Raw genomic sequence first — 22,170 nt, 5'->3', positions numbered from 1 at the left:
GGGCGCCGAAAGGCGCCCTCGTTTTTATCCTGCAGGAGCGGCGTCAGCCGCGATGGGGCTCGCGCCCTTGGATCCATGTATATGGAAATACGGGCTTTTGCAGAGGGTCTGCATGAAAGCTCCATCGCGGCTGACGCCGCTCCTACGCAAGCGCCATATTGCCATTACCCGCGTGACAGCTTGCCCAGGCGATCCAGCAACGCCACCCAGAACGCCGCCGGCAGCTCGGCCTGCAACGGCACGCTGTAGTAACCGTCCTCGGCCAGGTCACGGCACTTCACCGCATCCTTCTCGGTCATCAGCACCGGCAAGCGGCTACCGAATTCGAAATCTTCCGCGCGGTAGCGATGATGATCGGCGAAGGCATGCGGTACCACGCCGATCCCGCGATTGCGCAGCATCGCGAAGAACCGCTCCGGATAGGCGATACCGGCGACCGCATGCACGCGATGACCTGCGAACGTCGACAGCGGGCATGTACGCGCGCCGCTGAGCGGCTGCGCCAGTTCGATGCGCACGCGCATCCCCCACTCGCCGAAACCCGCGCCGATCGCGATCTGTTCCGGCGCATCGCTGGCCTGCCCCAGATTGACGACGCGGAAATCGCATTCGCGCGCGCGCGCCGCCGGCTCACGTAATGGGCCCGCGGGCAGCAGGTGCCCATTGCCGTAACGACGCTGCGCATCGACCACTTCGATCTCGACATCGCGTGCCAACCGGTAATGCTGCAGGCCGTCGTCACAGATCACGATGTCGCAGCCGGCTTCGACCAGCTTGCGCGCGGCAGCGACGCGATCGGCATCAACCCGCACCGGTACGCCGGTCTTCCACGCGATCAACGCCGGCTCGTCGCCTGACAACTCGACCGGCGTGTCGGCCTCGATCCAGCGTGCCTTCTTTGCTTCGTCGCGTCCGTAACCACGGCTGGCCACGCCAGGCTTCCAGCCGGCCTCCTTCAGCCGGGCGACCAGCTCGATCGTCAGCGGCGTCTTGCCGGTACCGCCCGCGGTGACATTGCCGACCACCACCACCGGCACCGGGATCTGCAGGCGCTTGAACCAGCCACGCCGATAAAGCGCGCGACGCAACGCGGTCGCGCCGGCGTATAGCGGCTCGAGCAGGCGCGCGCCCACGGGAATGGATGCGTCGCCGTACCAGTACGCAGGTGTGCGTGCCCCTCGCTTGCTCATGCCTGCCTTTCGCGAAACTGCATGCCGTGCAGGTGCGAATACAGCCCACCCTGCGCCAGCAGCTCGGCATGCGTGCCGCGCTCGACGATGCGGCCCTGGTCCATCACCAGCACCTGGTCGGCATGCTCGATCGTCGACAGGCGATGCGCGATCACCAGCGTGGTGCGATCCGGCATCAGGCGATGCAGGGCATCCTGCACCAGTCGCTCGGACTCGTTGTCGAGTGCGGCAGTGGCCTCGTCGAGGATCAGGATCGGCGCATCCTTGAGCATCGCGCGTGCGATCGCCAGGCGCTGGCGCTGGCCACCGGACAGCTTGCCGCCCTTGGCGCCGACCTGTGCCTGCACGCCCTCGGGCAGATGCTCGACGAACTCCATCGCATTGGCACCACGGATCGCGTGCTGCAACTGCTCGTCATTGGCCGTGCGCATTTCGCCGTAGGCCACGTTCTCGGCGATGCTGCCATCGAACAGCATCACCTGCTGTCCGACCAGCGCAATCTGCCGACGCAGGTCGGCCAAGCGGTAGTCCTGCAACGGATGACCATCGAGCAGGATCTGCCCGGATTGCGGGTCGTAGAAGCGCGGAATCAGCTTGACCAGGCTCGACTTGCCGCTACCGGAACGGCCCACGATAGCGGTCACGCTGCCCGGCGCGGCAACGAAGCTCACATCGGCCAGCGCCGGACGTTTCTGCTCCGGGTAAGCAGCGGTGACGTGACGGAACTCGATCAGACCCTGCGCGCGTTCCAAACGGCGAGTGCCGCTGTCCTGTTCCTCGGGCGTATCCAGCACCACGAACAGGCGCTGCGCCGAAGCCACGCCACGCTGCAACATGTTCTGCACATTGGTGAGGTTCCGCAGTGCCGGAATGATCGCGATCATCGAGGTCATCAGCGCGACGAAATCGCCCGCGCTCAGGCGCCCGGCCAGCGCCTCGCGGCCGGCGATCAGCAACAGCGCGGCCAGACCGACCGCACCTAGCAACTGCACCGCGGCCGAGGAGATGCCGCGGGTCGATTCGACCTTCATCGCCAGCTGCAGATTGGTATCGGCCAGCTCACGGTAGCGGGTCATCTCGCTGTCCTGCGCGCCGTAGACCTTCACGTCCTGATAGCCGGACAGCGCCTGGTCGGCAGACTGCAACAGGTGTCCGCTGCTTTCCTGGATGCGATGGCTGACCCTGCGGTAGCGCCGTGCGACCTTGCTCATCACCCAGGCCAGTGGCGGCGCAACCAGCAGGATCGTCACGGTCACCGTCCAGCTGTACCAGATCATCACCACCAGCGCGCCGATCACCTGCAAGGTCTGCTGCACCATCACCTTCAGCGCATCGACTGCGGCCTGGGCGACCTGATCGCTGTCCGAACCCAGCCGCACCAGCATCGAGGACACCGGTTCGGCATCGAAACGGTGGCCCGGCAGGCGCAGGTACTTGGCGAGCACATTGACCCGGAAGTCGCGTGCGATGCTGCGCGCGGCCCGCCCCATCGACATGTCGGTCATGTAGCCGGCAGCGCCACGCAACACGAACAGACCGACGATCGCCAGCGGCAGCCACAACGTGACCTCGCGATTGCGGGCAATGAAGGTCTCGTCGGTGATCGGCTTCATCAGGGCGAGGAAGCCAGAGCCTGCACCAGCCTCCAGCAGGGCGCCGAATGCGGCCAGCAGCAGCAGTCCGCGATACTCGCGTGCATGCGACAACAGGCGTCGGTAGGTCCGCCAGGGCGAAGCCTGGGCGGACACGTCGGATGAATCGTTCACTTGTGGCTTCCGTCCCTGTTGACTTCGGGGGCTGTGGCGATCGCGATGCGGCGGAAACCGAGTTGGCCCAGCGCATCCTGAGCGGTCACCACAGCCTGGTATGGCGTGCGTGCGTCGGCGCGCAGCAGCACGCTCTGCTGGCGGTCCTCTCCGGCCACCTGCGCGATGGTCTGCTTCAACGATTCGGCATCCTGGCGCAGCACTTCCTGGTCGTTGACGAAATAGCGGCCGTCGGCGTTGACCAGCACGCTCAGCGAGCGCGGCGGTTCGGGATTCTTCTGGTCACTGGCGGTCGGCAACTGCAATTGCAGCGTGGAGCGGGCATCGAAGGTGGTGGTGACCACGAAGAAGATGATCAGCACCAGGATCACGTCGATCAGAGGAACCAGATCGATATGCGGTTCGTCCTGGGTGCGGTCGGCACGGATCCGCATCCGCTCAGCCCTTGACCGTCAGCGCGGGTGCGCGTGCTGCGGCGGCCGGCTTGGCGGTCGAGGCCGGAACCGGACGGCCATCGAGCGCATCCAGCAGCAAGGTGGCGTCCTGCTCCATCTCGATCACGTAGCCGTTGATGCGGCCCTTGAAGTAGCGATGGAAGATCAGCGCGGGCACCGCGATGATCATGCCGGTGGCGGTGCAGACCAGCGCCTTGCCGATGCCGCCGGCGAGCTGGTTCACGTCGCCCACGCCGTGATCGAGGATGCCCAGGAACATCTGGATCATGCCGACCACGGTGCCGAGCAGCCCCAGCAGCGGGCCGGCGGAGGCGATCGTGCCGAGCGCGTTCAGGAACTTCTCCATGCGATGCACGACGTGGCGGCCAGTGTCCTCGATGCGCTCGCGGATCTGCTCGCGCGGACGCCCGCGCATGTCCAGCGCGGCGGCCAGCAGCGCACCCAGCGGCGAGTTGCGGCGCAACGATTCGATGTGGGCCGGGTCAAGTTTGCCGCGCGCGGCCCAGTTGCGGACCTCCTCGCCCAGCCCCAGTGGCAGCACCTCGTTGCGGCGCAGGCTCCAGAGCCGTTCCAGGACGATCGCGAGCGCGACTACGCCCAGCAGCAGCAGGGGCAGCATCGGCCAACCGCCGGCCTTGACCAGTTCCAACACGTTTCAACCCTCCGGCACGCCGGCCGCATGTACGTTCGCCGATAGGATAGCAGTCGCCCGCCGACGTTCCGCAGCGTCCCAGAGCCGGGCACGCCAAGGGCGCCGCTCCCTGACCTGAACACCCTCACGCCCGAGCCAAACCCGTATCGCGCCGCTGTCGGCGGTGTTCAGCACCTCGGCACCGGATTCGCGCCAGCGCTGGACCACATCGGCGCGCGGGTGCCCGAATCGATTGCCATGCCCGGCCGATACCAGCACCAATCCGGCACCGCTGGCACGCACGAAACCGGGCTGCGAGGAGCCACCACTGCCGTGATGCGGCGCCAGCACCACGTCCGCGCGCAGGTCTGCGCGGGCATCGCGCAACAGCCGCTGCTCGATGACGTCGCCGATGTCACCGGTCAATAGCGCCGCACCGTGGGCCGTCTCGATCCGCAGCACGCAGCTCGATTCATTGCGCAGATACGGAAAACCCGGGGAGGGATGCAGGAAGCGAAACCGGACGCCGTCCCAGGTCCACTCATCGCCAGCCGTGCAGCGTTCACGCACATCCAGCGGTGCGCCCAGCGGCGCCAACGCATCCGGCACCGGGAATACCGCTCTGACCGCGCCCATGCCGCCCGCGTGATCGGCGTCGGCGTGACTCAGCACCATCCGGTCGATGCGATGCACCCCGCTGGCGCGCAATGCCGGCACTACCACCCGCTCGCCGGCATCAAAACCATCCGGAACTGCCGGGCCGGCGTCGTAGAGCAGCACGTGCGAGCGGGTACGTACCAGCAGCGCCAAGCCCTGCCCCACGTCGATCATCATCAGTTCGGCCTCACCCTCGGCCGGAAGCTCGCGATCGGGCAGACAGATCGGCAGCCACAGCAACAACGCCAGCACGCGCCCCGGCGTGCCGCGCGGCATCAGCATCCAGAACGCACCCAGCAACGCGAACATCAACGCCCAGGCACCGGACTCGGGCGCCCACCACGCGGCCACCGGGCTGCTGGCCAGCCACTGGAACAACGTCCAACTGACTTCGAAGCACCAGGCCGCCAGTTGCCAGGCCCAGGCGCCCGCGCCCGATACCGCCGCCTCCAGCGCGGTCCCCACCAAGGCCAACGGCACCACTACCAGCGTCCACCACGGGATCGCCAACAGATTCGCAAGTGGTCCGACCAGCGATACCTGGTCGAACAATGCCAGGGTCAACGGCACCAGCCCGATCGTCGCCACACGCTGCGCGGCAAGGAACCCGCGCAGAACCGGCATCGACCGGGTCGGCAGACACCACACCAGCCAGGCGACGCCGACGAAGCTCAACCAGAACCCCGCGAACAACACCGAGAGCGGGTCGAACAACAGCACCGCCAGCAAGGCGATCGCCAATGTCTGCGGTGTATTGCCGCGTCGCCTCGCCAGCGCGAACAACACCGCCACGGCGATCATCAGCAAGGTGCGCACGGTCGGCAGCGAGAGTCCGGCAAGCACGGCGTAGCCCGTGCCACCGACCAGCGCGCCGATCGCCGAGGCATGCCGTCGCGGCCAATAGCGTCCCAACGCCGGCAGCAACCACCACAGCCCCTGCAACAACAGGGCGAAGAATCCGGCGACCATGCCGACGTGGAAGCCGGAGATCGCGATCAGATGGGTCAGCCCGGCCGAACGCAGCACTTCCCAGTCCGGATCCTGAAGCCCGCGCGTATCGCCCAGCGCCAGCGCACGCACGTAGGGCGCGCCCTGCCCGGCCACGGCGGTGTCGATGCGCGCCGACATCGCCTCGCGCCACGCGTCCACACCGCGTGGCGGAGCGAGCTGCACGGCACTTTCGGGCCTGCGCACCAGCGCGGTTGCCGCGATCCGATTGCCCAGCGCATGCCGTTCCGCATCGAAGCCGCCCGGATTGCTCAATCCGCGCGGTGCGCGCAATCGCAACGCCAGACGCCATTCCGCACCGGCACGCAATGCGGCACGCGGGCCGGGAGTCTTCGCGCCGAAGTTGTCGTACCACGATGCCTGCACGCGCCTTCCGCGCAGGAAGGCAGGCTGGGTCGCGTCGTCGTCGACCTGCAGCACGAAGCGGGTCCGGCGTGGGTCCGACTGCGGCAGGCCTTCGATCCGTCCCTGCACTACGACCTCGCGCCCTTCCGATGCCGCAGGCAACTGACCGGCAAGCGCGTACGCGGCATGCAATTCGGCCAGACCGAACCCCACCAGCACAGCCGCCAGCGGAACGCCCCAGTACCGGATACGCACGACCGGCAGTATCGGCACGAAAGCGATCACATACACCCAGCGCGGCAGCAGCCCCGGCCACCACAGTGCGATCACCACGCCAATCAGCAGGCCGATGGATGTCGCCACCAGCGGCAGTCCGCGCGCCTCGTTGCATCCGGCATCCGGCCGGTCCGATTCCCGCACAGGCCACTCCTTCGACCGATCGGCATCGACGGCCTGCGGCCGCCACCGCAACAACGCTATGCTCGATCGCCCACGGCGAACAGCGGCGCCCGTCGCACCGTCGTGTCAGGACTTTCCGAACCATTCCAGGAACCGCACCCGCCATGGCCGATCCCTACAACAGCAGCTACGTCCCCACGCTCACGCTGAACGACCAGATGGTCACCACCGCACTCGATCTACCCGGCTACCGGATCGTGCGCAACCTCGGCCTGGTGCGCGGCATCACCGTGCGTTCCCGCTCCGTGGTCGGCAATTTCCTCGGTGGATTGCAGACCATCTTCGGCGGCAACATCACCATCTACACGCAGCTTTGCGAGCAGGCACGCTCGGAGACTTACCGCGACATGCTGCTGCACGCGCGCCAGCTAGGCGCGAACGCGATCATCGCGGTTCGCTACGACGCAACCGAATTGATGGCCGGGTTGACCGAGGTGCTCTGCTACGGCACCGCGGTAGTCGTCGAGCCGGCAGCCTGAGCAGGCTGCCGATCGATCATCAGACGTCGGCTCGCGCCAGCTCGCGCAGCCGGCCCTGGTGCAGTTCCAGCACCCGGTCGAGCCGGCGCGCCAGTCCACGGTCGTGGGTGACCAGCACCAGGCTGGTCTTCTGCGCGCGGTTGAGTTCAAGCATCAGCTCGAACACCGTCTCGGCGGTCCTGTCGTCGAGGTTACCGGTCGGCTCGTCGCCGAGCACGCAGGCCGGACGGTTCACCAACGCACGCGCCACCGCGGCGCGCTGACGCTCGCCACCGGACAGCTCGCTCGGCTTGTGCGCCACGCGGTGGCCCAGGCCGACCGCATCGAGCAGTTTCAGTGCCCGCTCGCGTGCCGGCGCGATGTCCTCGCCGGACAGCACCACCGGCATCATCACGTTCTCCAGCGCGGTGAACTCCGGCAGCAGGTGATGGAACTGGTAGACGAAGCCGAGCGCGCGGTTGCGCAGCACGCCGCGCGCGGCGTCGGACAGCGTCGACATCTTCTGACCGGCCACATAGACCTCACCGGAAGTCGGCACATCCAGGCCGCCCAACAGGTGCAGCAACGTGCTCTTGCCGGCACCGGACGCACCGACGATCGCCACGGTCTCGCCCGGCACGATCGACAGCTCAAGCCCATCGAACACCGGCGTGCGCAGCTTGCCCTCGGCATAGGTCTTGGCCAGCGCTTCGGCGCGAATGACCGGCTCCAACACATTACTCATAACGCAGCGCCTCCGCAGGCTGGGTGCGCGCGGCGCGCCAGGCTGGATACAACGTCGCCAGGAAACTCATCACCAGCGCTATCACGGTAATCACCACAACGTCGCGCGGCTGTATGTCGGTCGGCAAACCGGTGATGTAGTAGACATCCTCGGGCAGCAGCTTGACGTGGAAGATCGACTCGATCAGCTCGAGGATGCGCTCCAGGTTGAGCGTCAGCACGATGCCGCCGATCACGCCCAGCACGGTGCCGATGATGCCGATCAGCGAGCCCTGCACCATGAACACCCGCATCACTCCGCCCGGCGATAGGCCGAGCGTGCGCAGGATCGCGATATCGGCCTGTTTGTCGGTCACCAGCATCACCTGCGAGGACACCAGGTTGAAGGCACCCATCGCGATGATCAGCGACAGCAGGATGCCCATCACCGTCTTTTCCATCTTCAGCGAGTGGTAGAGATTGGCGTTTTCCTGGGTCCAGTCGCTGACGCGGTACGGCCCCTGCAGGTTGAGCGCCAGATCGCGCGCCACCTCGAAAGCCTTGTCCATGTCATGCAGCTTCAGGCGCACGCCGGTGACGCCGTCCATGCGCAGCACCCGCGCCATGTCGTCCATGTTGACCACCGCCAGGCCGCGGTCGATCTCGTTGTAACCGGCCTCGAAGATGCCGCTGACGGTGAAGCGCTTGTACTTGGGCAAGGCGCCGATCGGGGTGATCTGGGCATCGCTGAGCATCACCAGCACCTGGTCGCCTACATCCACGCCCAGCCATATCGCCAGTTCCTGGCCGAGCAGGATGTTGTACGAACCGGGCGTCAGGCTGTCGGCCGAGCCGCGCTTCATCTTCTGCGCCAGCACCGACACCTTGGCTTCCTGCGCGGGGATCACGCCACGCACGATCGCCGGCTGGTTGCGCGGGCCCTGCAACAACGCCTGGCTCTCGATGTAAGGCGCCGCCCCGGCCACGCGCGGATCGCGCATCGCCACCTCGACCGCGTGCTGCCAGTCGTGCATCGGCGCGCCGTCGGCACTGACCGTGGCATGCGCGGCCATCTGCAGCAGGCGATCGCGGATCTCCTTCTGGAAGCCGTTCATCACCGCCAGCGTGGTGATCAGCACCATCACGCCCAGCGCGATACCCAGGATCGAGGCCATCGAAATGAAGGAAATGAAGCCGTTGCGACGCTTGGCACGCAGGTAGCGCAGCCCGATGGCGACAGAAATGGGTTTGAACATGCCGTTCGACCGGACCGTTCTAAGGATGAGAAAGAGGACTATGGTGCCATCTACGGCGTATCTGACGAAATGGCCCGGGCCGATGCGGCCAGACGCAGTTCACGTCGTACCGGCGGCGGCAACAGATCCGGCCACCATAATCGAGCGTCCCACCCCTGCCCCGGCATCTTCCAGCGCAGCAACGCCAGCGAACCACGCCATTCGACCTCGAACATGTCCACCGCCGCGCCCGCCACGATGACCGGACGTGCGCCGTCCCACGGGATGACCACGTCGAAGGATTCAGCCCACTGCTCGGCCCGGATCCGGCGCACACCCCAGCCGGCGGCCAGGATCGAGCCGCCCAGCGCCAGCCACCAGACAAGTTCGCTGAGCCAGAGCGAGGTGATCGCCAGCAAGGACAACGCCCCGCAGGCCGTCATCGACCAACGCGAAGGCCGCCACTCAAGCCGGCAGGCCGCAGATGACACCGATGAGTTCGACCAGGCGTGCATCCGGACAATCCTCGTAGCCCATGAACCAGCGCCACAACTTATCGTCCTCGCTGTCCAACAGCAGTAGGAAAACCGCCCGTTCGGCATCGGAAGCTTCCTTCCAGCGTCGATCGAGGTAGCGGCCGAACAACTGGTCCAGTTCGCGCATGCCGCGCCGGCAGCGCCAGCGCAGCTTCTTCAGTTCGGTGGCTTCGTCCATCATCCGGTTCCGTTCCCGCAGGCTCCTCGGCCCTGAAACAACGACGGCACCAGACCCGAAGGTCGGTGCCGTCGCGCGCTGGCTGCGCAAGCAGCCATCACCCCGCCTTGAATCAGGCGCGGCGTTCCATCATCAGCTTCTTGATCTCGGCGATCGCCAGCGCCGGGTTCAGGCCCTTCGGGCAGGTGCGTGCGCAGTTCATGATGGTGTGGCAGCGATACAGCTTGAACGGATCTTCCAGATCGTCCAGACGCGCACCGGTGTCCTCATCGCGCGAATCGATGATCCAGCGATAGGCCTGCAGCAGGATCGCCGGGCCCAGGTAGCGCTCGCCGTTCCACCAGTAGCTTGGGCAGCTGGTCGAGCAGCAGGCGCACAGGATGCACTCGTACAGACCGTCGAGCTTCTTGCGGTCTTCCGGCGACTGCAGGCGCTCGCGATCCGGCGGTGCCGGGGTCTGCGTGCGGATCCACGGCTTGATCGAGGCGTACTGCGCGTAGAAGTGGGTCAGATCCGGAACCAGATCCTTGACCACGTTCATGTGCGGCAGCGGGTAGATCGGCACTTCCTTCTTGCCGCAGTCCGCGATGGCGCGGGTGCAGGCCAGAGTGTTGGTGCCGTCGATGTTCATCGCGCACGAACCGCAGATGCCCTCGCGGCACGAGCGGCGGAAGGTCAGCGTCGGATCGATCTCGTTCTTGATCTTGATCAGCGCGTCCAGAACCATCGGGCCGCACTTGTCGAGATCGATCTCGTAGGTGTCGGTACGCGGATTGACGCCTTCGTCCGGGCTCCAGCGGTAGACCTTGAAGGTGCGGACGTTCTTGGCGCCTTGGGCCGGGAAATGCTTGCCCTTGCCGATCTTGGAATTCTTGGGGAGGGTGAACTCTGCCATGGCTTGTAATCCGGAATTGGGGATTAGGGATTAGGGATTCGTTGAAAGACGGGGCTCCGCATGCGCGAATCCCGAATCCCGAATCCCGAATCCCGGCTTTGGTCAGTACACGCGCGGCTTGGGCGGGACGACGTCCACGTCCTTGCTCAGCGTGTACATATGTACCGGACGGTAGTCGAAGCTGCAGTGGCCCTTGTCGTCGACCGACACCAGCGTGTGCTTCTGCCAGTTGACGTCGTCGCGATCGGGGTAGTCCTCCTGAGCGTGCGCGCCACGGCTTTCCTTGCGCTGCTCGGCCGAGTTGATCGTCGCCACCGCGTTGAGCAGCAGGTTGTTCAGCTCGTAGGTCTCGATCAGGTCCGAGTTCCAGACCAGCGAACGGTCCGACACCTTGACGTCCTCGAACGAGGCGAAGATGTCGTCCATCTTCTCGCAGCCTTCCTTCAGCGTCTTGCTGGTGCGGAACACCGCAGCGTCGGCCTGCATCGTGCGCTGCATCTTGTCGCGGATCACCGAGGTCGGCGTGTCGCCATCGGCGTAGCGCAGCTTATCGAGCAAACCCAGCGCCTTGTCGCAGGCATCCGACGGCAGCGGCTTGTGCGGCTGGTTGGTGCGGATCGTCTCGGCGCAGCGGTTGGCCACCGCACGACCGAACACCACCAGGTCGAGCAGCGAGTTGGAGCCCAGGCGGTTGGCACCGTGCACCGACACGCAGGCGGCTTCACCGATCGCGTACAGGCCCGGCACCACGGCGTCCGGGTTGTCGCCCACCTTGCGCACCACTTCGCCGTGGTAGTTGGTCGGGATGCCGCCCATGTTGTAGTGGACGGTCGGGATCACCGGGATCGGCTGCTTGTGCACGTCGACACCGGCGAAGATGCGCGCGCTCTCGGCGATGCCCGGCAGCTTCTCGTCGATCACGCCCGGGCCGAGGTGGGTCAGGTCGAGCAGGATGTGGTCCTTGTGCTCGCCGACGCCACGGCCTTCGCGGATCTCGACGGTCATCGAGCGTGCGACCACGTCGCGCGAAGCCAGATCCTTGTAGTGCGGTGCATAGCGCTCCATGAAGCGCTCGCCGCTGCTGTTGCGCAGGATGCCGCCTTCGCCGCGCACGCCCTCGGTGATCAGGCAGCCCGCACCGTAGATACCGGTGGGGTGGAACTGCACGAACTCCATGTCCTGCATCGGCAGGCCGGCACGCATCACCATACCGCCACCGTCGCCGGTGCAGGTGTGCGCCGAGGTCGCGCTGAAGTAGGCGCGACCGTAGCCGCCGGTCGCCAGCACCACGCCGTGCGCGCGGAACAGGTGCAGCGAGCCCTCGGCCATGTCCAGCGCGAGCACGCCACGGCAGACACCCTCTTCGTCGAAGATCAGGTCGAGTGCGAAGTACTCGATCATGAAGCGCGCGTTGTGCGCCAGCGACTGCTGGTACAGCGTGTGCAGCATGGCGTGGCCGGTACGGTCGGCCGCTGCGCAGGTGCGCTGTGCGGCCGGGCCTTCGCCGTACTTGGTGGTCATGCCGCCGAACGGACGCTGGTAGATCTTGCCTTCCTCGGTACGCGAGAACGGCACGCCGTAGTGCTCAAGCTCGATGATCGCGGGGATCGCCTCGCGCACCATGTACTCGATGGCGTCCTGGTCGCCCAGCCAATCCGACCCCTTGATGGTGTCGTAGAAGTGGTAGCGCCAGTCGTCGTCACCCATGTTGCCAAGGGCGGCGGAAATGCCGCCCTGCGCCGCCACGGTGTGCGAGCGGGTCGGGAAAACCTTGGTCAGGCAGACGGTCTGCAAGCCCTTCTGGGCCAGGCCGAACGTGGCGCGCAGGCCAGCGCCGCCGGCGCCAACCACCACCATGTCGTACTTGTGCTCGGTAATCTTGTAAGCGGACATCTAATCGGGATTCCTGTTTTGGGTGTCTGAGGAGAACTCAGACACCGCCCAGCGCGATGCGAACCACCGCGAAGACGCTGGCGATCGCGCCAGCGGCGGCGATGAACTTCACCGTCGTCTGCAGCGCCAGGGCCAGGAGCGAATTGTGGATGTAATCCTCAAGGACGACCTGCAAGCCGAGCTGGGCATGCCAGAACATCGACAGCAGGAAGCTGACCAGCAGCACCGCGTTCCACGGCTTGGACACCGCTTCGGTCGCAGTGACGTAGTCCGAGCCGAGCAGCCTCAGCACGAATACCAGGAACCAGATGCCGAGGAATACCAGCGCGGTAGCGGTCACGCGCTGCTGAACGAAATGTCCGGTGCCGGTCTTGGCGGCACCGAGGCCGCGCACGCTCTTCAGCGGGGTACGAAAGCGACTCATGCGCCGGCTCCCAGCAGGACATAGGCCCAGATCAGGGCCGTGATCACCAGGCTGGCGATCACCGAAAGCCAGCTGCTGCGCTTGAATGCGGGAATGCTGAAACCAATACCGAAGTCCTGCACGATGTGGCGGATGCCGTTGCACAGGTGGTAGGCGAAGGCCCAGGACCAGAAGAACAGGAAAAGCTGGCCATACCAGGCGCCCGCCAGCTGCGTGAAACAACTCCAGTGTTCGGAGCCCAGCATCAGCACCAGCAAGCCGGTGGCGATGATCAGGGCTCCAATTGACAGAACGATGCCGGTCGCTCGATGCAGGATCGAGGTGGCCATCTGAATCTGCCAGCGATACACCTGGAGGTGTGGAGACAATGGTCGTTCTTGGATCGCCATTCGCTGGACTCGTTTTTCTCGGCTGGGCGGCTCTGCGCCGCGTTGGCTGGATGTTGCTCAGAAATCGATGCAACGCCCGTTCTTTTCCCAATCCCCGTATCGCACCGGATCCAATCCGCCGCGACCACCGATCTCCTTCGGCTCCGTGTCACCCATGGAATCATGCGTTCCATCAGGTGGCGGTGCCTCAGGCTCGGTCTCGGGAGTGGGGGTCGTTTGGCCTATCATGTGGGTCTCGCAACGCAGCAAATTTTAGTCCTGCCCCCCGTGCCTGACAACCTTCACATGACGGAACCGGCGTTTGCCCTCCTCCCGGAAGCGCAAATCATCACGCTGCAAGGGCCGGATTCGGCTGCTTTCTGCCAGGCACAGTTCGCCAACGACGTGCTGTCGCTGCCGCTCGGCCATTGGCAATGGAGCGCCTGGCTCACCCCCAAGGGGCGGGTCATCGCGATCTTCCTGCTGGCCCGGCCGGGTGAGCAGGACGTCACCCTGGTGTTCCCGGACGGCGATGCCGGCGCGATCGCCGAGCAACTGCGCCGGTTCGTGTTCCGGCGAAAAGTGCGCATCGAGGCACGCGCGGACCTTGCGACCTATGGCTGCCTGAAGCCTGCGCCCAGCAGTGGCAATCAGTTGACCATCGAGCCGGATCGCCTGCTGTTCGACCTCGGTGCGTCCAGCGTCGCACGCACGCTCTGCGTGCAATCGGCAACATCGCAGGCGCTGGACGATGTCGATTTCGCGCAGGAATGGCGAAAGCTCGACCTGCGCATGGGCTTGCCGCGACTGGACGCCTCGCAGCGCGAGCAATGGACGCCGCAACAGATCGGACTGGACCGGCTCGGCGCCTACAGCGTCAAGAAGGGCTGCTATCCCGGCCAGGAAATCGTCGCGCGCACGCACTTCCTCGGCAAAGCCAAGCGCAGCACGCGCCTGCTCGACGTCGCCACGGATGCGCAACCAGGCGATGAGGTGCGACGTGACGATCAGGCGATCGGCAGCGTGGCCAGCGTGGCGGTCGGTCTGGCCCTGGCAGTGTTGCCACTGGATTCGGCCGAAGAAGGCCTGACCGTCCGTGGCGAGCCGGCGCACGCCGTTGCATTCCTGGAAGGGCTGGCGCGCTCGTAGAGCCGAGCTTGCGCGGCTCTACAAGGCAGCAGTTCAAGGCCCCTGATCTCTTTCGTAGGAGCGGCTTCAGCCGCGATGGGGCTCTACTGGTAATGCCCCATCGCGGCTGAAGCCGCTCCTACGACAAGCTCTGGCCGTCAATCAGACGCGGACAGGCGCTCACCGCTTTCAGCATCGAAGAAGTGCAGATGCGTTGCCTGGATCGCCACCGACAGCACCCCGCCTATCGCGGGAAGCGTCTGCGGCGGCACCCGCAGCACCAGCAGCGCCCCGTCCAACGAGACATTGACGAAGATTTCGTTGCCGACCGGCTCCAGCCCTTCGATCACGGTCTCGAACGAAGCCACCTGCTCCGACGGCGCCGGCTGCAGGTGCTCGGGACGTACGCCCATCACGATCTCGCGCCCCAGCCAGTCCGTCGGCACGGCCGCGCCTTCGATCGGCAATATGCGCCCGCCCGCGAGCTGCAGGCCCAGGCCCGATCCGGCGACCAGGCGTCCGCGCAGCACATTCATGGCCGGGCTGCCCAGGAAACCGGCCACGAACAGATTGCCCGGACGTTCGTAGAGCGCCATCGGCGTGTCGATCTGCTGGATCACGCCGTCCTTGAGCACCACGATGCGCTGGCCCAGCGTCATCGCCTCGACCTGATCGTGGGTGACATAGATCATCGTGGTACCGAGCTTGCGGTGCAGTTGCGCGATCTCGGTACGCACGCTGTGGCGCAACTTGGCGTCGAGGTTGGAGAGCGGCTCGTCGAGCAGGAACACCGACGATTCGCGCACCATCGCCCGCCCCAGCGCCACGCGCTGGCGCTGGCCGCCGGACATCGCCTTGGGCAGCTTGTCGAGCATCGAAGTCAGGCCGAGCATGTCGGCGGCCTCCTTCACCCGGCGCGTGATTTCCGGCTTCGGCGTGCCACGCAGCTTCAGGCCGAAGGCCAGGTTCTCGGCCACGGTCATGTGCGGATACAGCGCGTAGCTCTGGAACACCATCGCGATGTCGCGATCCTTCGGCGCCACGTCGTTGACCACCCGCTCGCCGATCCGCAGCGTGCCGTCACTGACCTCCTCCAGCCCCGCGATCATCCGCAGCAGCGTGGACTTGCCGCAACCGGAAGGCCCCACCAGCACCATCAGTTCACCATCGGCGACCTCGAAACTGGCGCCCTGCACGGCCACCTGGCCGTTGTCATAGACCTTGCGGACGCTGTCCAACTGCACTTTCGCCATCTTTTCGCCTCAACCGGAGATACCAACCTGCGCCGGCCCTCCCGACGTCAGCACCAGGCAATCGTCGCAGTTTTACCGGAAACGAATGCATTGGTTTATTCTGCCATGTAATCGTTTACACATGGCAACATCGATATTGCGGGATCCACGCAGGAATACGCACCTTCATGCGCAGGGTTTTGCAGGATGCCGATCCCCCGCGAGGGCCTGGCACATCACCCATGTGGAACGAAGGCGCGAGTCCTTGACAAGGGGCCGCGCCTGCGGGTGCGGGGATTCAGACCGGGAGGGAAACATGACGCCACAGCACCGAACGCCCGAACACATCCAACCCCGTATGGACGCTGGCATTCCACATCCATTGCCGAGGTATGCCCGGCCTGCCCTAAACATGTCGGGCCTTTGCTGCAACAATCGGGGGCTAACCGCCGTGAGCGGGGATTCCGACGGACAGCGCAAGCCGTCGGCCAATGCAGCCAAACCGATCACCAGAACGCCTGGAAACCCTCGGGCCATCTAATCGATAACGATGTCACAGGAACCTGAAACTCGATCCATGCACAACACACTTCTCCTGTTCGGTGCCACGGGCGACCTGGCGCAACGCTATCTCTTCCCTTCCCTGCTGCGCCTGTCGATCGACGGCCTGCTGCCGGAAGATTTCCGGGTCCGTGCGCTGGCGCTTTCTCCGCACGACACCGCCAAGTTCCGCGACATCCTGCGCCCGCGCCTGGAGCAGGCGTTGCCGCATGCCGATGCCGCCCAGATCGAGGCGATGCTGCAGCGGATCGACTACCGCTCGGTGGACCTGCGCGACACCACCTCGGTGGCCGAGGCGGTGCGCGATCTGACCAACCGCACCTGCGTCAGTTACCTGGCGATCCCGCCGGGCCTGTACATCAGCACCTGCCAGGGCCTGGCCGAAGGCGGCGCGCTGGCGGCCCCGCACCGGCTGATGCTGGAAAAGCCGATCGGCCACGATTCGGCCAGTGCGAAGGAAATCCTGCAGTCGATCGGTGCGTTGATCGACGAGGACCGCGTGTTCCGCCTCGACCACTATCTGGGCAAGGCCGCGGTGCAGAACCTGATCGCGCTGCGCTTCGGCAACACGCTGCTGGAAGCGGTATGGAACCGCAACTACATCGAGTCGGTGCAGATCCTGGTCGCCGAGAGCGAGGGCGTGGACGGCCGCGACGCCTACTACGCCCGCTCCGGCGCGCTGCGTGACATGGTCCAGAGCCACATCCTGCAGTTGCTGTGCCTGGTGGCGATGGAGCCGCCGGCCTCGCTGGAAGCCGACCGCATCCGCGATGAGAAGGTCAAGGTGCTGCGTGCGCTGCGCCCACTCAATGCGGCGCATGCCTCGCATGACAGCGTGCGCGGCCGCTACACCGCCGGCACCATCAACGGCGAGCCGGCCCAGGCCTATCAGCCGCCGGAAGGCAGCGATGTGGAGACCTTCGTCGGCGTCACCGCACGCATCGACAACTGGCGTTGGGAAGGCGTGCCGTTCCATTTGGTCACCGGCAAGCGCATGCCCGAGCGCACCACCCGCGTGGTGGTCACGCTCAAGCCGGTCACGCACTGGCTGTTCGAGCGTCCGGACCGCAAGCACGCCGTGCCGAACCGTCTGACCTTCCAGTTGCAGCCGCAGGAAAACATCGAGCTGGGGCTGATGAGCAGTCTGGCCGGCCCGGAATGGGGCGCGCTGGAACTGCAGCCGCTGGAACTGGAGCTGTCGGTCCCGACCGGCCTGCATCGCCGTATCGCCTACGAGCGTCTGTTCCTGGACGCATTCAACGGCAACCACGCGCTGTTCGTGCGCGACGACGAAGTCCGTGCCGCCTGGGCGTGGATCGACAGCGTCAGCGATGCCTGGAAGCAAGCCAACCTGCCGCTGGAACCCTACCCGGCCGGCAGTTGGGGCCCGGCCCAAGCCCAACCGTTCCTGCCGCCCGGCATCGACGGCCACGGAGCCGATACATGAACCTGTCGCTGTCCAAGCCGGTGCTGGTGGCCGACATCGGCGGCACCAACGCGCGTTTCGCGCTGGCCGACATCGATGCGTCCAACCCGCTGCTCGATGACACTGTGCGCGAGTACCAAGTCGTCGAGTTCGCCTCGCTCGGCGATGCGGCAAGCCATTACCTCGAACAGACCGGCGTGAGCACCACCCGCGGCGTGTTCGCGGTGGCCGGTCGTGTCGATGGCGACGAGGCCCGCATCACCAACCATCCGTGGGTGATCTCGCGCAGCCGCACCGCCGGCATGCTCGGCTTCGACAGCCTGTACCTGATCAACGACTTTGCCGCGCAGGCCATGGCGATCAGCCTGCTGCAGCCCAAGGACGTGGTGCAGGTCGGTGGCGCCAGTTGGGAGCCAGCCGCGGTGGAGCAACCGCGCAACTACGCGGTGATCGGCCCCGGCACCGGGCTGGGCGTGGGCGGATTGATCGTCCGCAACGGCCGCTGCTATCCGCTGGAGACCGAGGGTGGCCATGTCAGCTTCCCGCCGGGCACGCCGGAAGAAATCCAGATCCTGGAGCTGCTGTCCAAGCAGTTCGGCCGCGTCTCCAACGAGCGCCTGATCTGCGGTGCGGGCCTGGTCAACATCCATCGCGCACTGAGCGAGATCGCCGGTATCGATCCGGGCCCGCTGCAACCGAAGGACATCACCGAGCGCGCAGCCGCGGGCGATGCGCGGGCGATGCGCACGATCGACCTGTTCTGCGCGATCTTCGGCGCCATTTCCGGCGACCTGGTGCTGGTCCAAGGTGCCTGGGACGGCGTGTTCCTCACCGGCGGCCTGGTGCCGCGACTGCTGGACTCGATCCAGCACTCCGGCTTCCGCCAGCGTTTTGAGAACAAGGGACGCTTCTCTTCGATCATGTCGAAGGTGCCGTCGCTGGCGGTGATGCATCCGCAGGCCGGCCTGCTCGGCGCGGCCGCTTACGCCGTGGATGCCGAGCGCGAAGCGGCATCGGGAGCAACACGATGAAACTGCACAATCACGAACGCATCGCATTGGTTCGGTACGAAGAACCGCAGGACTGGATCGAGGGGATCGCGACCGAACTGGCCACCATCCTCTCGCACGAACTCGAAAAGACCGGCCAGGCCCGCATGCTGCTTTCGGGCGGCACCACCCCGGCACCGGTGTACGAATCGCTGGCGACGCGTCCGCTGGACTGGAACAAGGTCGAAACCGGGTTGGTCGACGAACGCTGGCTGTCGCCGCAGGACCCGGACAGCAATGCATGGCTGGTCAGGCACAGCCTGCTCGATCACGCCGACGGCATGGGCTTCATGCCGCTGGTGCGGCCGGGCAAGCCGATCGACGAATGCGTGCATCTGGCCAACCTGCATGCTCGGCACGCCCCCGCGCCGAGCGTGGTGGTGCTGGGCATGGGCGGCGACGGGCATACCGCCTCGCTGTTTCCCGGTGCAACCGATCTGCCGAAGGCGCTGGCCAATCCAGAGCCCTATGCATCGCTGGACGCCACCGGCTGCCCCGGTTCCAACACCTGGCCGTTGCGGATCACGCTGACACCCGCCGGGCTCGCAGCAGCGGGTACCCGACTGCTGCTGCTGCGCGGCAAGCAGAAGCTGGAAGTGCTGGAAACAGCACTGAAGGGCGACGATCCGCTGGAATATCCGATCCGCGCTGCCATCGCACTGCCGGGGCCGCGCCTGCGCGTGCACTGGTGTGCTTAGGCAGGGGCCGGAGGCCTGGGACCAGAGGCCAGGGAAGTGCCTCCTGCCCCGTCTCTTCCGCCTCCGCCTTTCCCCGGCCTCTGGCCCCTGGCCTCCGGCCTCCCTCTCATAGCCCCTTTGAATCAGCCAATGAGCCTGCATCCGAATATCCACGCCGTCACCGAGCGCATCCGCGAGCGCAGTGCGCCGTCGCGCGCCGCCTATCTCGCCGGCATCGACGCCGCTCTGCGTGACGGTCCGTTCCGCGCGCGTCTGAGCTGCGGCAACCTCGCCCATGGCTTCGCCGCCTGCGGCCCCACCGACAAGGGCCGGCTGCGCGCCGATGTCACGCCGAACCTCGGCATCGTCACCTCCTACAACGACATGCTCTCGGCGCATCAGCCGTTCGAGACGTATCCGGAACTGATCCGCGAAACCGCGCGCGCGCTCGGCGCCACCGCGCAGGTTGCCGGCGCGGTGCCGGCGATGTGCGATGGCGTCACCCAGGGCCGCGGTGGCATGGAGCTGTCGCTGTTCTCGCGCGACAACATTGCCCAGGCCGCGGCGATCGGCCTGAGTCATGACATGTTCGACAGCACCGTCTATCTGGGCGTGTGCGACAAGATCGTGCCGGGCCTGCTGATCGGCGCGCTGGCATTTGGTCACCTGCCGGCGGTGTTCCTGCCGGCCGGGCCGATGACGCCGGGCATTCCCAACAAGCAGAAGGCCGAGGTGCGCGAGCGCTACGCCGCCGGCGAAGCCACCCGCGAGGAACTGCTCGAAGCCGAATCGGCCTCGTACCACGCGCCGGGCACCTGCACCTTCTACGGCACCGCCAACTCCAACCAGGTATTGCTGGAAGCGATGGGCGTGCAGTTGCCGAGCGCCTCGTTCGTCAATCCGGACACCCCCCTGCGCGATGCGCTGACCCGTGCGGCCACCGAGCGTGCGCTGGCGATCAGCGCGCTGGGCCAGGATTTCCGCCCGTTCGGCCGTCTCATCGACGAGCGCGCGATCGTCAACGCGATCGTCGCGCTGATGGCCACCGGCGGCTCGACCAACCACACCATCCACTGGATCGCAGTGGCGCGTGCGGCCGGCATCGTGCTCACCTGGGACGACATGGACCTGATCTCGCAGACGGTGCCGCTGCTGGCGCGCGTCTATCCGAATGGCGAGGCCGACGTGAACCGCTTCCACGCCGCCGGCGGCACCGCGTTCGTGTTCCGCGAGCTGATGGATGCCGGGCTGATGCACGACGACCTGCCGACCATCGTCGATGGCGGCATGCGCGCCTATGCGCAGGAGCCACGCCTGCAGGACGGCCGCGTGGTGTTCGTGCCCGGTACCGCCACCAGCGCCGATGAAGCGGTCGTGCGCCCGGTCGCCAGCGCGTTCGAAGCGCAAGGTGGACTGCGCCTGCTGCGCGGCAATTTCGGCCGTTCGCTGATCAAGCTTTCCGCAGTGAAGCCGGAATACCGCCGCATCGAAGCACCAGCGGTGGTGGTCGATGCGCCGCAGATGCTCAACAAGCTGCACGCCGCCGGCCTGCTGCCGCGCGACTTCGTCGCGGTGGTGCGTTACCAGGGTCCGCGCGCCAACGGCATGCCGGAACTGCATTCGCTGGCGCCGCTGCTGGGCATGCTGCAGAACCAGGGCCGACGTGTGGCGCTGGTCACCGACGGCCGTCTGTCCGGCGCCTCCGGCAAGTTCCCGGCGGCGATCCATGTCACCCCGGAAGCCTCGCGCGGCGGCCCGATCGGTCGCATCCGCGACGGCGACATCGTCGTGCTCGATGGCGAGGCCGGCATTCTGGAAGTCAAGGTATCGCCGGAAGACTGGGTGGCGCGCGAGATCGCACCGAACAGCGCGCCGGCCGCCAACGACCTGGGCCGCAACCTGTTCGCGATCAACCGTCGTGTGGTCGGCCCGGCCGACCAGGGCGCGATCTCGATCTCCTGCGGCCCGATGAACCACGACGGCAGCATGTGGGAGTACGACGCGGAATACGAACTGGGCGATGTGCCTGCCGCCGCGGCCGCGCCCCACGAAGCCAATGATGCTTGAGGGCCGGGATTGGCATTCGGGATCGGGGACTGGCAAAAGCCGGTCCGCTGCTTCCACGAATCGCCCATCCCCCATCCCCAATCCCTTAGTTTTTTGAACCAGAGAAAAGCATGAGCATTGCCGAATATCAGAATCAGGCCGAACAACTGCTCCGCGCCGCCGGCATCCTGCCGGTGGTGACCGTCCACACGCTGGACCAGGCGCGCCGCGTATCGGCCGCGCTGCTGGAAGGCAGTTTGCCGGCGATCGAACTGACCTTGCGCACACCGGTCGCGATGGAAGCCCTGGCGGTGCTGAAGAAGGAACTGCCGGACGTGGTGGTCGGTGCGGGCACCGTGCTGTCGGTCGAGCAGATGCAGCGGGCGATCGACGCCGGCGCCGATTTCCTGGTCACCCCGGGCACGCCGCCGGTCCTGGCCGACGCGCTGGCGCAGGCGCCGCTGCCGGTGGTGCCGGGCGGTGCCACGCCGACCGAGTTCCTGGAACTGATGGCGCGCGGCTTCCGCGTGTGCAAGCTGTTCCCGGCCAGCGCGGTAGGCGGCCTGAGCATGCTCAAGGGTCTGGCCGGCCCGCTTGCCGAGCTCAAGCTGTGCCCGACCGGCGGCATCAGCGAGTCCAACGCCGCCGAATTCCTGTCACAGCCGAACGTGCTGTGCATCGGCGGTTCGTGGATGGTGCCGAACAACTGGATCGCCGATGGCGCGTGGGACAAGGTCCGCGAGACCTCGGCCAAGGCCGCGGCGATCGTGCGGCAGGTACGCGCGGCAGCGTGACGTAGAGCCGAGCTCGCTCGGCTGAGGCAATCCGTC

Annotated in this window: 22 protein-coding genes; 7 read left to right on the top strand and 15 right to left on the bottom strand. The window is 66.3% G+C overall.

Going from position 1 to position 22,170, the window contains the following annotated elements; genetic code table 11:
• Nucleotides 1-164 precede the first annotated feature (164 nt).
• The 5 genes from lpxK to AC3WJE_RS03155 are packed head-to-tail and all read right to left on the bottom strand — an operon-like array spanning nucleotide 165 to nucleotide 6,472.
• Nucleotides 165-1,190, bottom strand: coding sequence for a tetraacyldisaccharide 4'-kinase (gene lpxK, locus AC3WJE_RS03175; RefSeq protein WP_493729330.1), 1,026 nt, complete (start codon nucleotides 1,188-1,190; stop codon nucleotides 165-167).
• Nucleotides 1,187-2,956, bottom strand: a complete 1,770-nt coding sequence (gene msbA, locus AC3WJE_RS03170; protein ID WP_493729329.1) for a lipid A export permease/ATP-binding protein MsbA — start codon at nucleotides 2,954-2,956, stop codon at nucleotides 1,187-1,189. The genes lpxK and msbA overlap by 4 nt, the downstream gene beginning before the upstream one ends.
• Complete coding sequence (locus tag AC3WJE_RS03165; RefSeq protein WP_493729328.1) at nucleotides 2,953-3,390, bottom strand: ExbD/TolR family protein; 438 nt, start codon at nucleotides 3,388-3,390, stop codon at nucleotides 2,953-2,955. The genes msbA and AC3WJE_RS03165 overlap by 4 nt, the downstream gene beginning before the upstream one ends.
• Nucleotides 3,391-3,394: 4 nt before the next feature.
• Complete coding sequence (locus AC3WJE_RS03160) at nucleotides 3,395-4,063, bottom strand: MotA/TolQ/ExbB proton channel family protein (protein ID WP_493729327.1); 669 nt, start codon at nucleotides 4,061-4,063, stop codon at nucleotides 3,395-3,397.
• 3 nt (nucleotides 4,064-4,066) lie between these two features.
• Nucleotides 4,067-6,472 (bottom strand): DNA internalization-related competence protein ComEC/Rec2, encoded by a 2,406-nt coding sequence (locus AC3WJE_RS03155; RefSeq protein WP_493729326.1) that lies wholly within the window; start codon nucleotides 6,470-6,472, stop codon nucleotides 4,067-4,069.
• A gap of 143 nt (nucleotides 6,473-6,615) precedes the next feature.
• Here AC3WJE_RS03155 and AC3WJE_RS03150 point away from each other — a divergent pair, with 143 nt between their 5' ends.
• Complete coding sequence (locus tag AC3WJE_RS03150) at nucleotides 6,616-6,990, top strand: YbjQ family protein (RefSeq protein ID WP_493729325.1); 375 nt, start codon at nucleotides 6,616-6,618, stop codon at nucleotides 6,988-6,990.
• Between the two features lie 19 nt (nucleotides 6,991-7,009).
• On the opposite strand, the gene lolD is transcribed toward AC3WJE_RS03150, so the two are convergent.
• From lolD to AC3WJE_RS03105, 9 genes are all read right to left on the bottom strand, one after another.
• On the bottom strand, nucleotides 7,010-7,714 hold the full coding sequence (gene lolD, locus AC3WJE_RS03145; RefSeq protein WP_493729324.1) for a lipoprotein-releasing ABC transporter ATP-binding protein LolD: 705 nt from the start codon (nucleotides 7,712-7,714) through the stop codon (nucleotides 7,010-7,012).
• Complete coding sequence (locus AC3WJE_RS03140) at nucleotides 7,707-8,948, bottom strand: lipoprotein-releasing ABC transporter permease subunit (protein ID WP_493729323.1); 1,242 nt, start codon at nucleotides 8,946-8,948, stop codon at nucleotides 7,707-7,709. Before AC3WJE_RS03140 ends, lolD begins: the two co-directional genes overlap by 8 nt.
• Nucleotides 8,949-8,998: 50 nt before the next feature.
• On the bottom strand, nucleotides 8,999-9,370 hold the full coding sequence (locus AC3WJE_RS03135) for a hypothetical protein (RefSeq protein WP_493729322.1): 372 nt from the start codon (nucleotides 9,368-9,370) through the stop codon (nucleotides 8,999-9,001).
• A 22-nt stretch (nucleotides 9,371-9,392) separates the two neighbouring features.
• Nucleotides 9,393-9,641, bottom strand: a complete 249-nt coding sequence (locus AC3WJE_RS03130) for an FAD assembly factor SdhE (protein WP_493729321.1) — start codon at nucleotides 9,639-9,641, stop codon at nucleotides 9,393-9,395.
• Between the two features lie 112 nt (nucleotides 9,642-9,753).
• Nucleotides 9,754-10,536 carry a succinate dehydrogenase iron-sulfur subunit gene (locus AC3WJE_RS03125; RefSeq protein WP_493729320.1) on the bottom strand — a complete coding sequence of 261 codons (783 nt, stop codon included), beginning with the start codon at nucleotides 10,534-10,536 and terminating at the stop codon, nucleotides 9,754-9,756.
• A gap of 102 nt (nucleotides 10,537-10,638) precedes the next feature.
• Nucleotides 10,639-12,429: a succinate dehydrogenase flavoprotein subunit gene (gene sdhA, locus AC3WJE_RS03120; protein ID WP_493729319.1), complete on the bottom strand. Its 1,791-nt coding sequence runs from the start codon at nucleotides 12,427-12,429 to the stop codon at nucleotides 10,639-10,641.
• 37 nt (nucleotides 12,430-12,466) lie between these two features.
• A complete protein-coding gene (gene sdhD / locus AC3WJE_RS03115; protein ID WP_493729318.1) occupies nucleotides 12,467-12,853 on the bottom strand; it encodes a succinate dehydrogenase, hydrophobic membrane anchor protein in 387 nt (128 codons plus the stop codon).
• Nucleotides 12,850-13,242, bottom strand: a complete 393-nt coding sequence (gene sdhC / locus AC3WJE_RS03110) for a succinate dehydrogenase, cytochrome b556 subunit (protein ID WP_493729317.1) — start codon at nucleotides 13,240-13,242, stop codon at nucleotides 12,850-12,852. Before sdhC ends, sdhD begins: the two co-directional genes overlap by 4 nt.
• A 57-nt stretch (nucleotides 13,243-13,299) precedes the next feature.
• Nucleotides 13,300-13,398, bottom strand: a complete 99-nt coding sequence (locus tag AC3WJE_RS03105) for a DUF1674 domain-containing protein (protein WP_493729316.1) — start codon at nucleotides 13,396-13,398, stop codon at nucleotides 13,300-13,302.
• A 129-nt stretch (nucleotides 13,399-13,527) separates the two neighbouring features.
• On the opposite strand from AC3WJE_RS03105, the gene ygfZ reads away from it, so the two are divergent.
• Complete coding sequence (gene ygfZ / locus AC3WJE_RS03100; RefSeq protein WP_493729315.1) at nucleotides 13,528-14,370, top strand: CAF17-like 4Fe-4S cluster assembly/insertion protein YgfZ; 843 nt, start codon at nucleotides 13,528-13,530, stop codon at nucleotides 14,368-14,370.
• Between the two features lie 137 nt (nucleotides 14,371-14,507).
• On the opposite strand, the gene AC3WJE_RS03095 is transcribed toward ygfZ, so the two are convergent.
• Nucleotides 14,508-15,602: an ABC transporter ATP-binding protein gene (locus tag AC3WJE_RS03095; protein WP_493729314.1), complete on the bottom strand. Its 1,095-nt coding sequence runs from the start codon at nucleotides 15,600-15,602 to the stop codon at nucleotides 14,508-14,510.
• Nucleotides 15,603-16,158: 556 nt separating this feature from the next.
• Between AC3WJE_RS03095 and zwf the strand changes: the two genes are divergently transcribed.
• From zwf to AC3WJE_RS03070, 5 genes are all read left to right on the top strand, one after another.
• Nucleotides 16,159-17,589: a glucose-6-phosphate dehydrogenase gene (zwf, locus tag AC3WJE_RS03090; protein ID WP_493729313.1), complete on the top strand. Its 1,431-nt coding sequence runs from the start codon at nucleotides 16,159-16,161 to the stop codon at nucleotides 17,587-17,589.
• Nucleotides 17,586-18,599 (top strand): glucokinase, encoded by a 1,014-nt coding sequence (glk, locus tag AC3WJE_RS03085; RefSeq protein WP_493729312.1) that lies wholly within the window; start codon nucleotides 17,586-17,588, stop codon nucleotides 18,597-18,599. The genes zwf and glk overlap by 4 nt, the downstream gene beginning before the upstream one ends.
• On the top strand, nucleotides 18,596-19,315 hold the full coding sequence (gene pgl / locus AC3WJE_RS03080; RefSeq protein ID WP_493729311.1) for a 6-phosphogluconolactonase: 720 nt from the start codon (nucleotides 18,596-18,598) through the stop codon (nucleotides 19,313-19,315). Before glk ends, pgl begins: the two co-directional genes overlap by 4 nt.
• A gap of 135 nt (nucleotides 19,316-19,450) precedes the next feature.
• On the top strand, nucleotides 19,451-21,361 hold the full coding sequence (edd, locus tag AC3WJE_RS03075) for a phosphogluconate dehydratase (protein ID WP_493729462.1): 1,911 nt from the start codon (nucleotides 19,451-19,453) through the stop codon (nucleotides 21,359-21,361).
• 110 nt (nucleotides 21,362-21,471) lie between these two features.
• Entirely contained in the window at nucleotides 21,472-22,134 is a 663-nt protein-coding gene (locus AC3WJE_RS03070) for a bifunctional 4-hydroxy-2-oxoglutarate aldolase/2-dehydro-3-deoxy-phosphogluconate aldolase (protein ID WP_493729310.1), read from the top strand.
• Nucleotides 22,135-22,170: the final 36 nt, after the last annotated feature.

The sequence above is a fragment of the Pseudomonas sp. GW821-FHT07E12 genome (genome assembly GCF_058986605.1).
Note: the sequence above shows the minus strand (reverse complement) of the source record. Positions and strands in the feature narration are given on the sequence as shown.

Coding starts and splice junctions, on each gene's coding strand:
- pgl (WP_493729311.1), top strand. CDS start 18,596: ATGAAACTGCACAATCACGAACGCATCGCATTGGTTCGGTACGAAGAA.
- AC3WJE_RS03095 (WP_493729314.1), bottom strand. CDS start 15,602: ATGGCGAAAGTGCAGTTGGACAGCGTCCGCAAGGTCTATGACAACGGC.
- lpxK (WP_493729330.1), bottom strand. CDS start 1,190: ATGAGCAAGCGAGGGGCACGCACACCTGCGTACTGGTACGGCGACGCA.
- AC3WJE_RS03070 (WP_493729310.1), top strand. CDS start 21,472: ATGAGCATTGCCGAATATCAGAATCAGGCCGAACAACTGCTCCGCGCC.
- AC3WJE_RS03150 (WP_493729325.1), top strand. CDS start 6,616: ATGGCCGATCCCTACAACAGCAGCTACGTCCCCACGCTCACGCTGAAC.
- AC3WJE_RS03135 (WP_493729322.1), bottom strand. CDS start 9,370: ATGACGGCCTGCGGGGCGTTGTCCTTGCTGGCGATCACCTCGCTCTGG.
- AC3WJE_RS03140 (WP_493729323.1), bottom strand. CDS start 8,948: ATGTTCAAACCCATTTCTGTCGCCATCGGGCTGCGCTACCTGCGTGCC.
- AC3WJE_RS03165 (WP_493729328.1), bottom strand. CDS start 3,390: ATGCGGATCCGTGCCGACCGCACCCAGGACGAACCGCATATCGATCTG.
- zwf (WP_493729313.1), top strand. CDS start 16,159: ATGCACAACACACTTCTCCTGTTCGGTGCCACGGGCGACCTGGCGCAA.
- AC3WJE_RS03130 (WP_493729321.1), bottom strand. CDS start 9,641: ATGGACGAAGCCACCGAACTGAAGAAGCTGCGCTGGCGCTGCCGGCGC.
- glk (WP_493729312.1), top strand. CDS start 17,586: ATGAACCTGTCGCTGTCCAAGCCGGTGCTGGTGGCCGACATCGGCGGC.
- ygfZ (WP_493729315.1), top strand. CDS start 13,528: ATGACGGAACCGGCGTTTGCCCTCCTCCCGGAAGCGCAAATCATCACG.
- AC3WJE_RS03105 (WP_493729316.1), bottom strand. CDS start 13,398: ATGGGTGACACGGAGCCGAAGGAGATCGGTGGTCGCGGCGGATTGGAT.
- sdhD (WP_493729318.1), bottom strand. CDS start 12,853: ATGAGTCGCTTTCGTACCCCGCTGAAGAGCGTGCGCGGCCTCGGTGCC.
- sdhC (WP_493729317.1), bottom strand. CDS start 13,242: ATGGCGATCCAAGAACGACCATTGTCTCCACACCTCCAGGTGTATCGC.
- sdhA (WP_493729319.1), bottom strand. CDS start 12,429: ATGTCCGCTTACAAGATTACCGAGCACAAGTACGACATGGTGGTGGTT.
- lolD (WP_493729324.1), bottom strand. CDS start 7,714: ATGAGTAATGTGTTGGAGCCGGTCATTCGCGCCGAAGCGCTGGCCAAG.
- AC3WJE_RS03125 (WP_493729320.1), bottom strand. CDS start 10,536: ATGGCAGAGTTCACCCTCCCCAAGAATTCCAAGATCGGCAAGGGCAAG.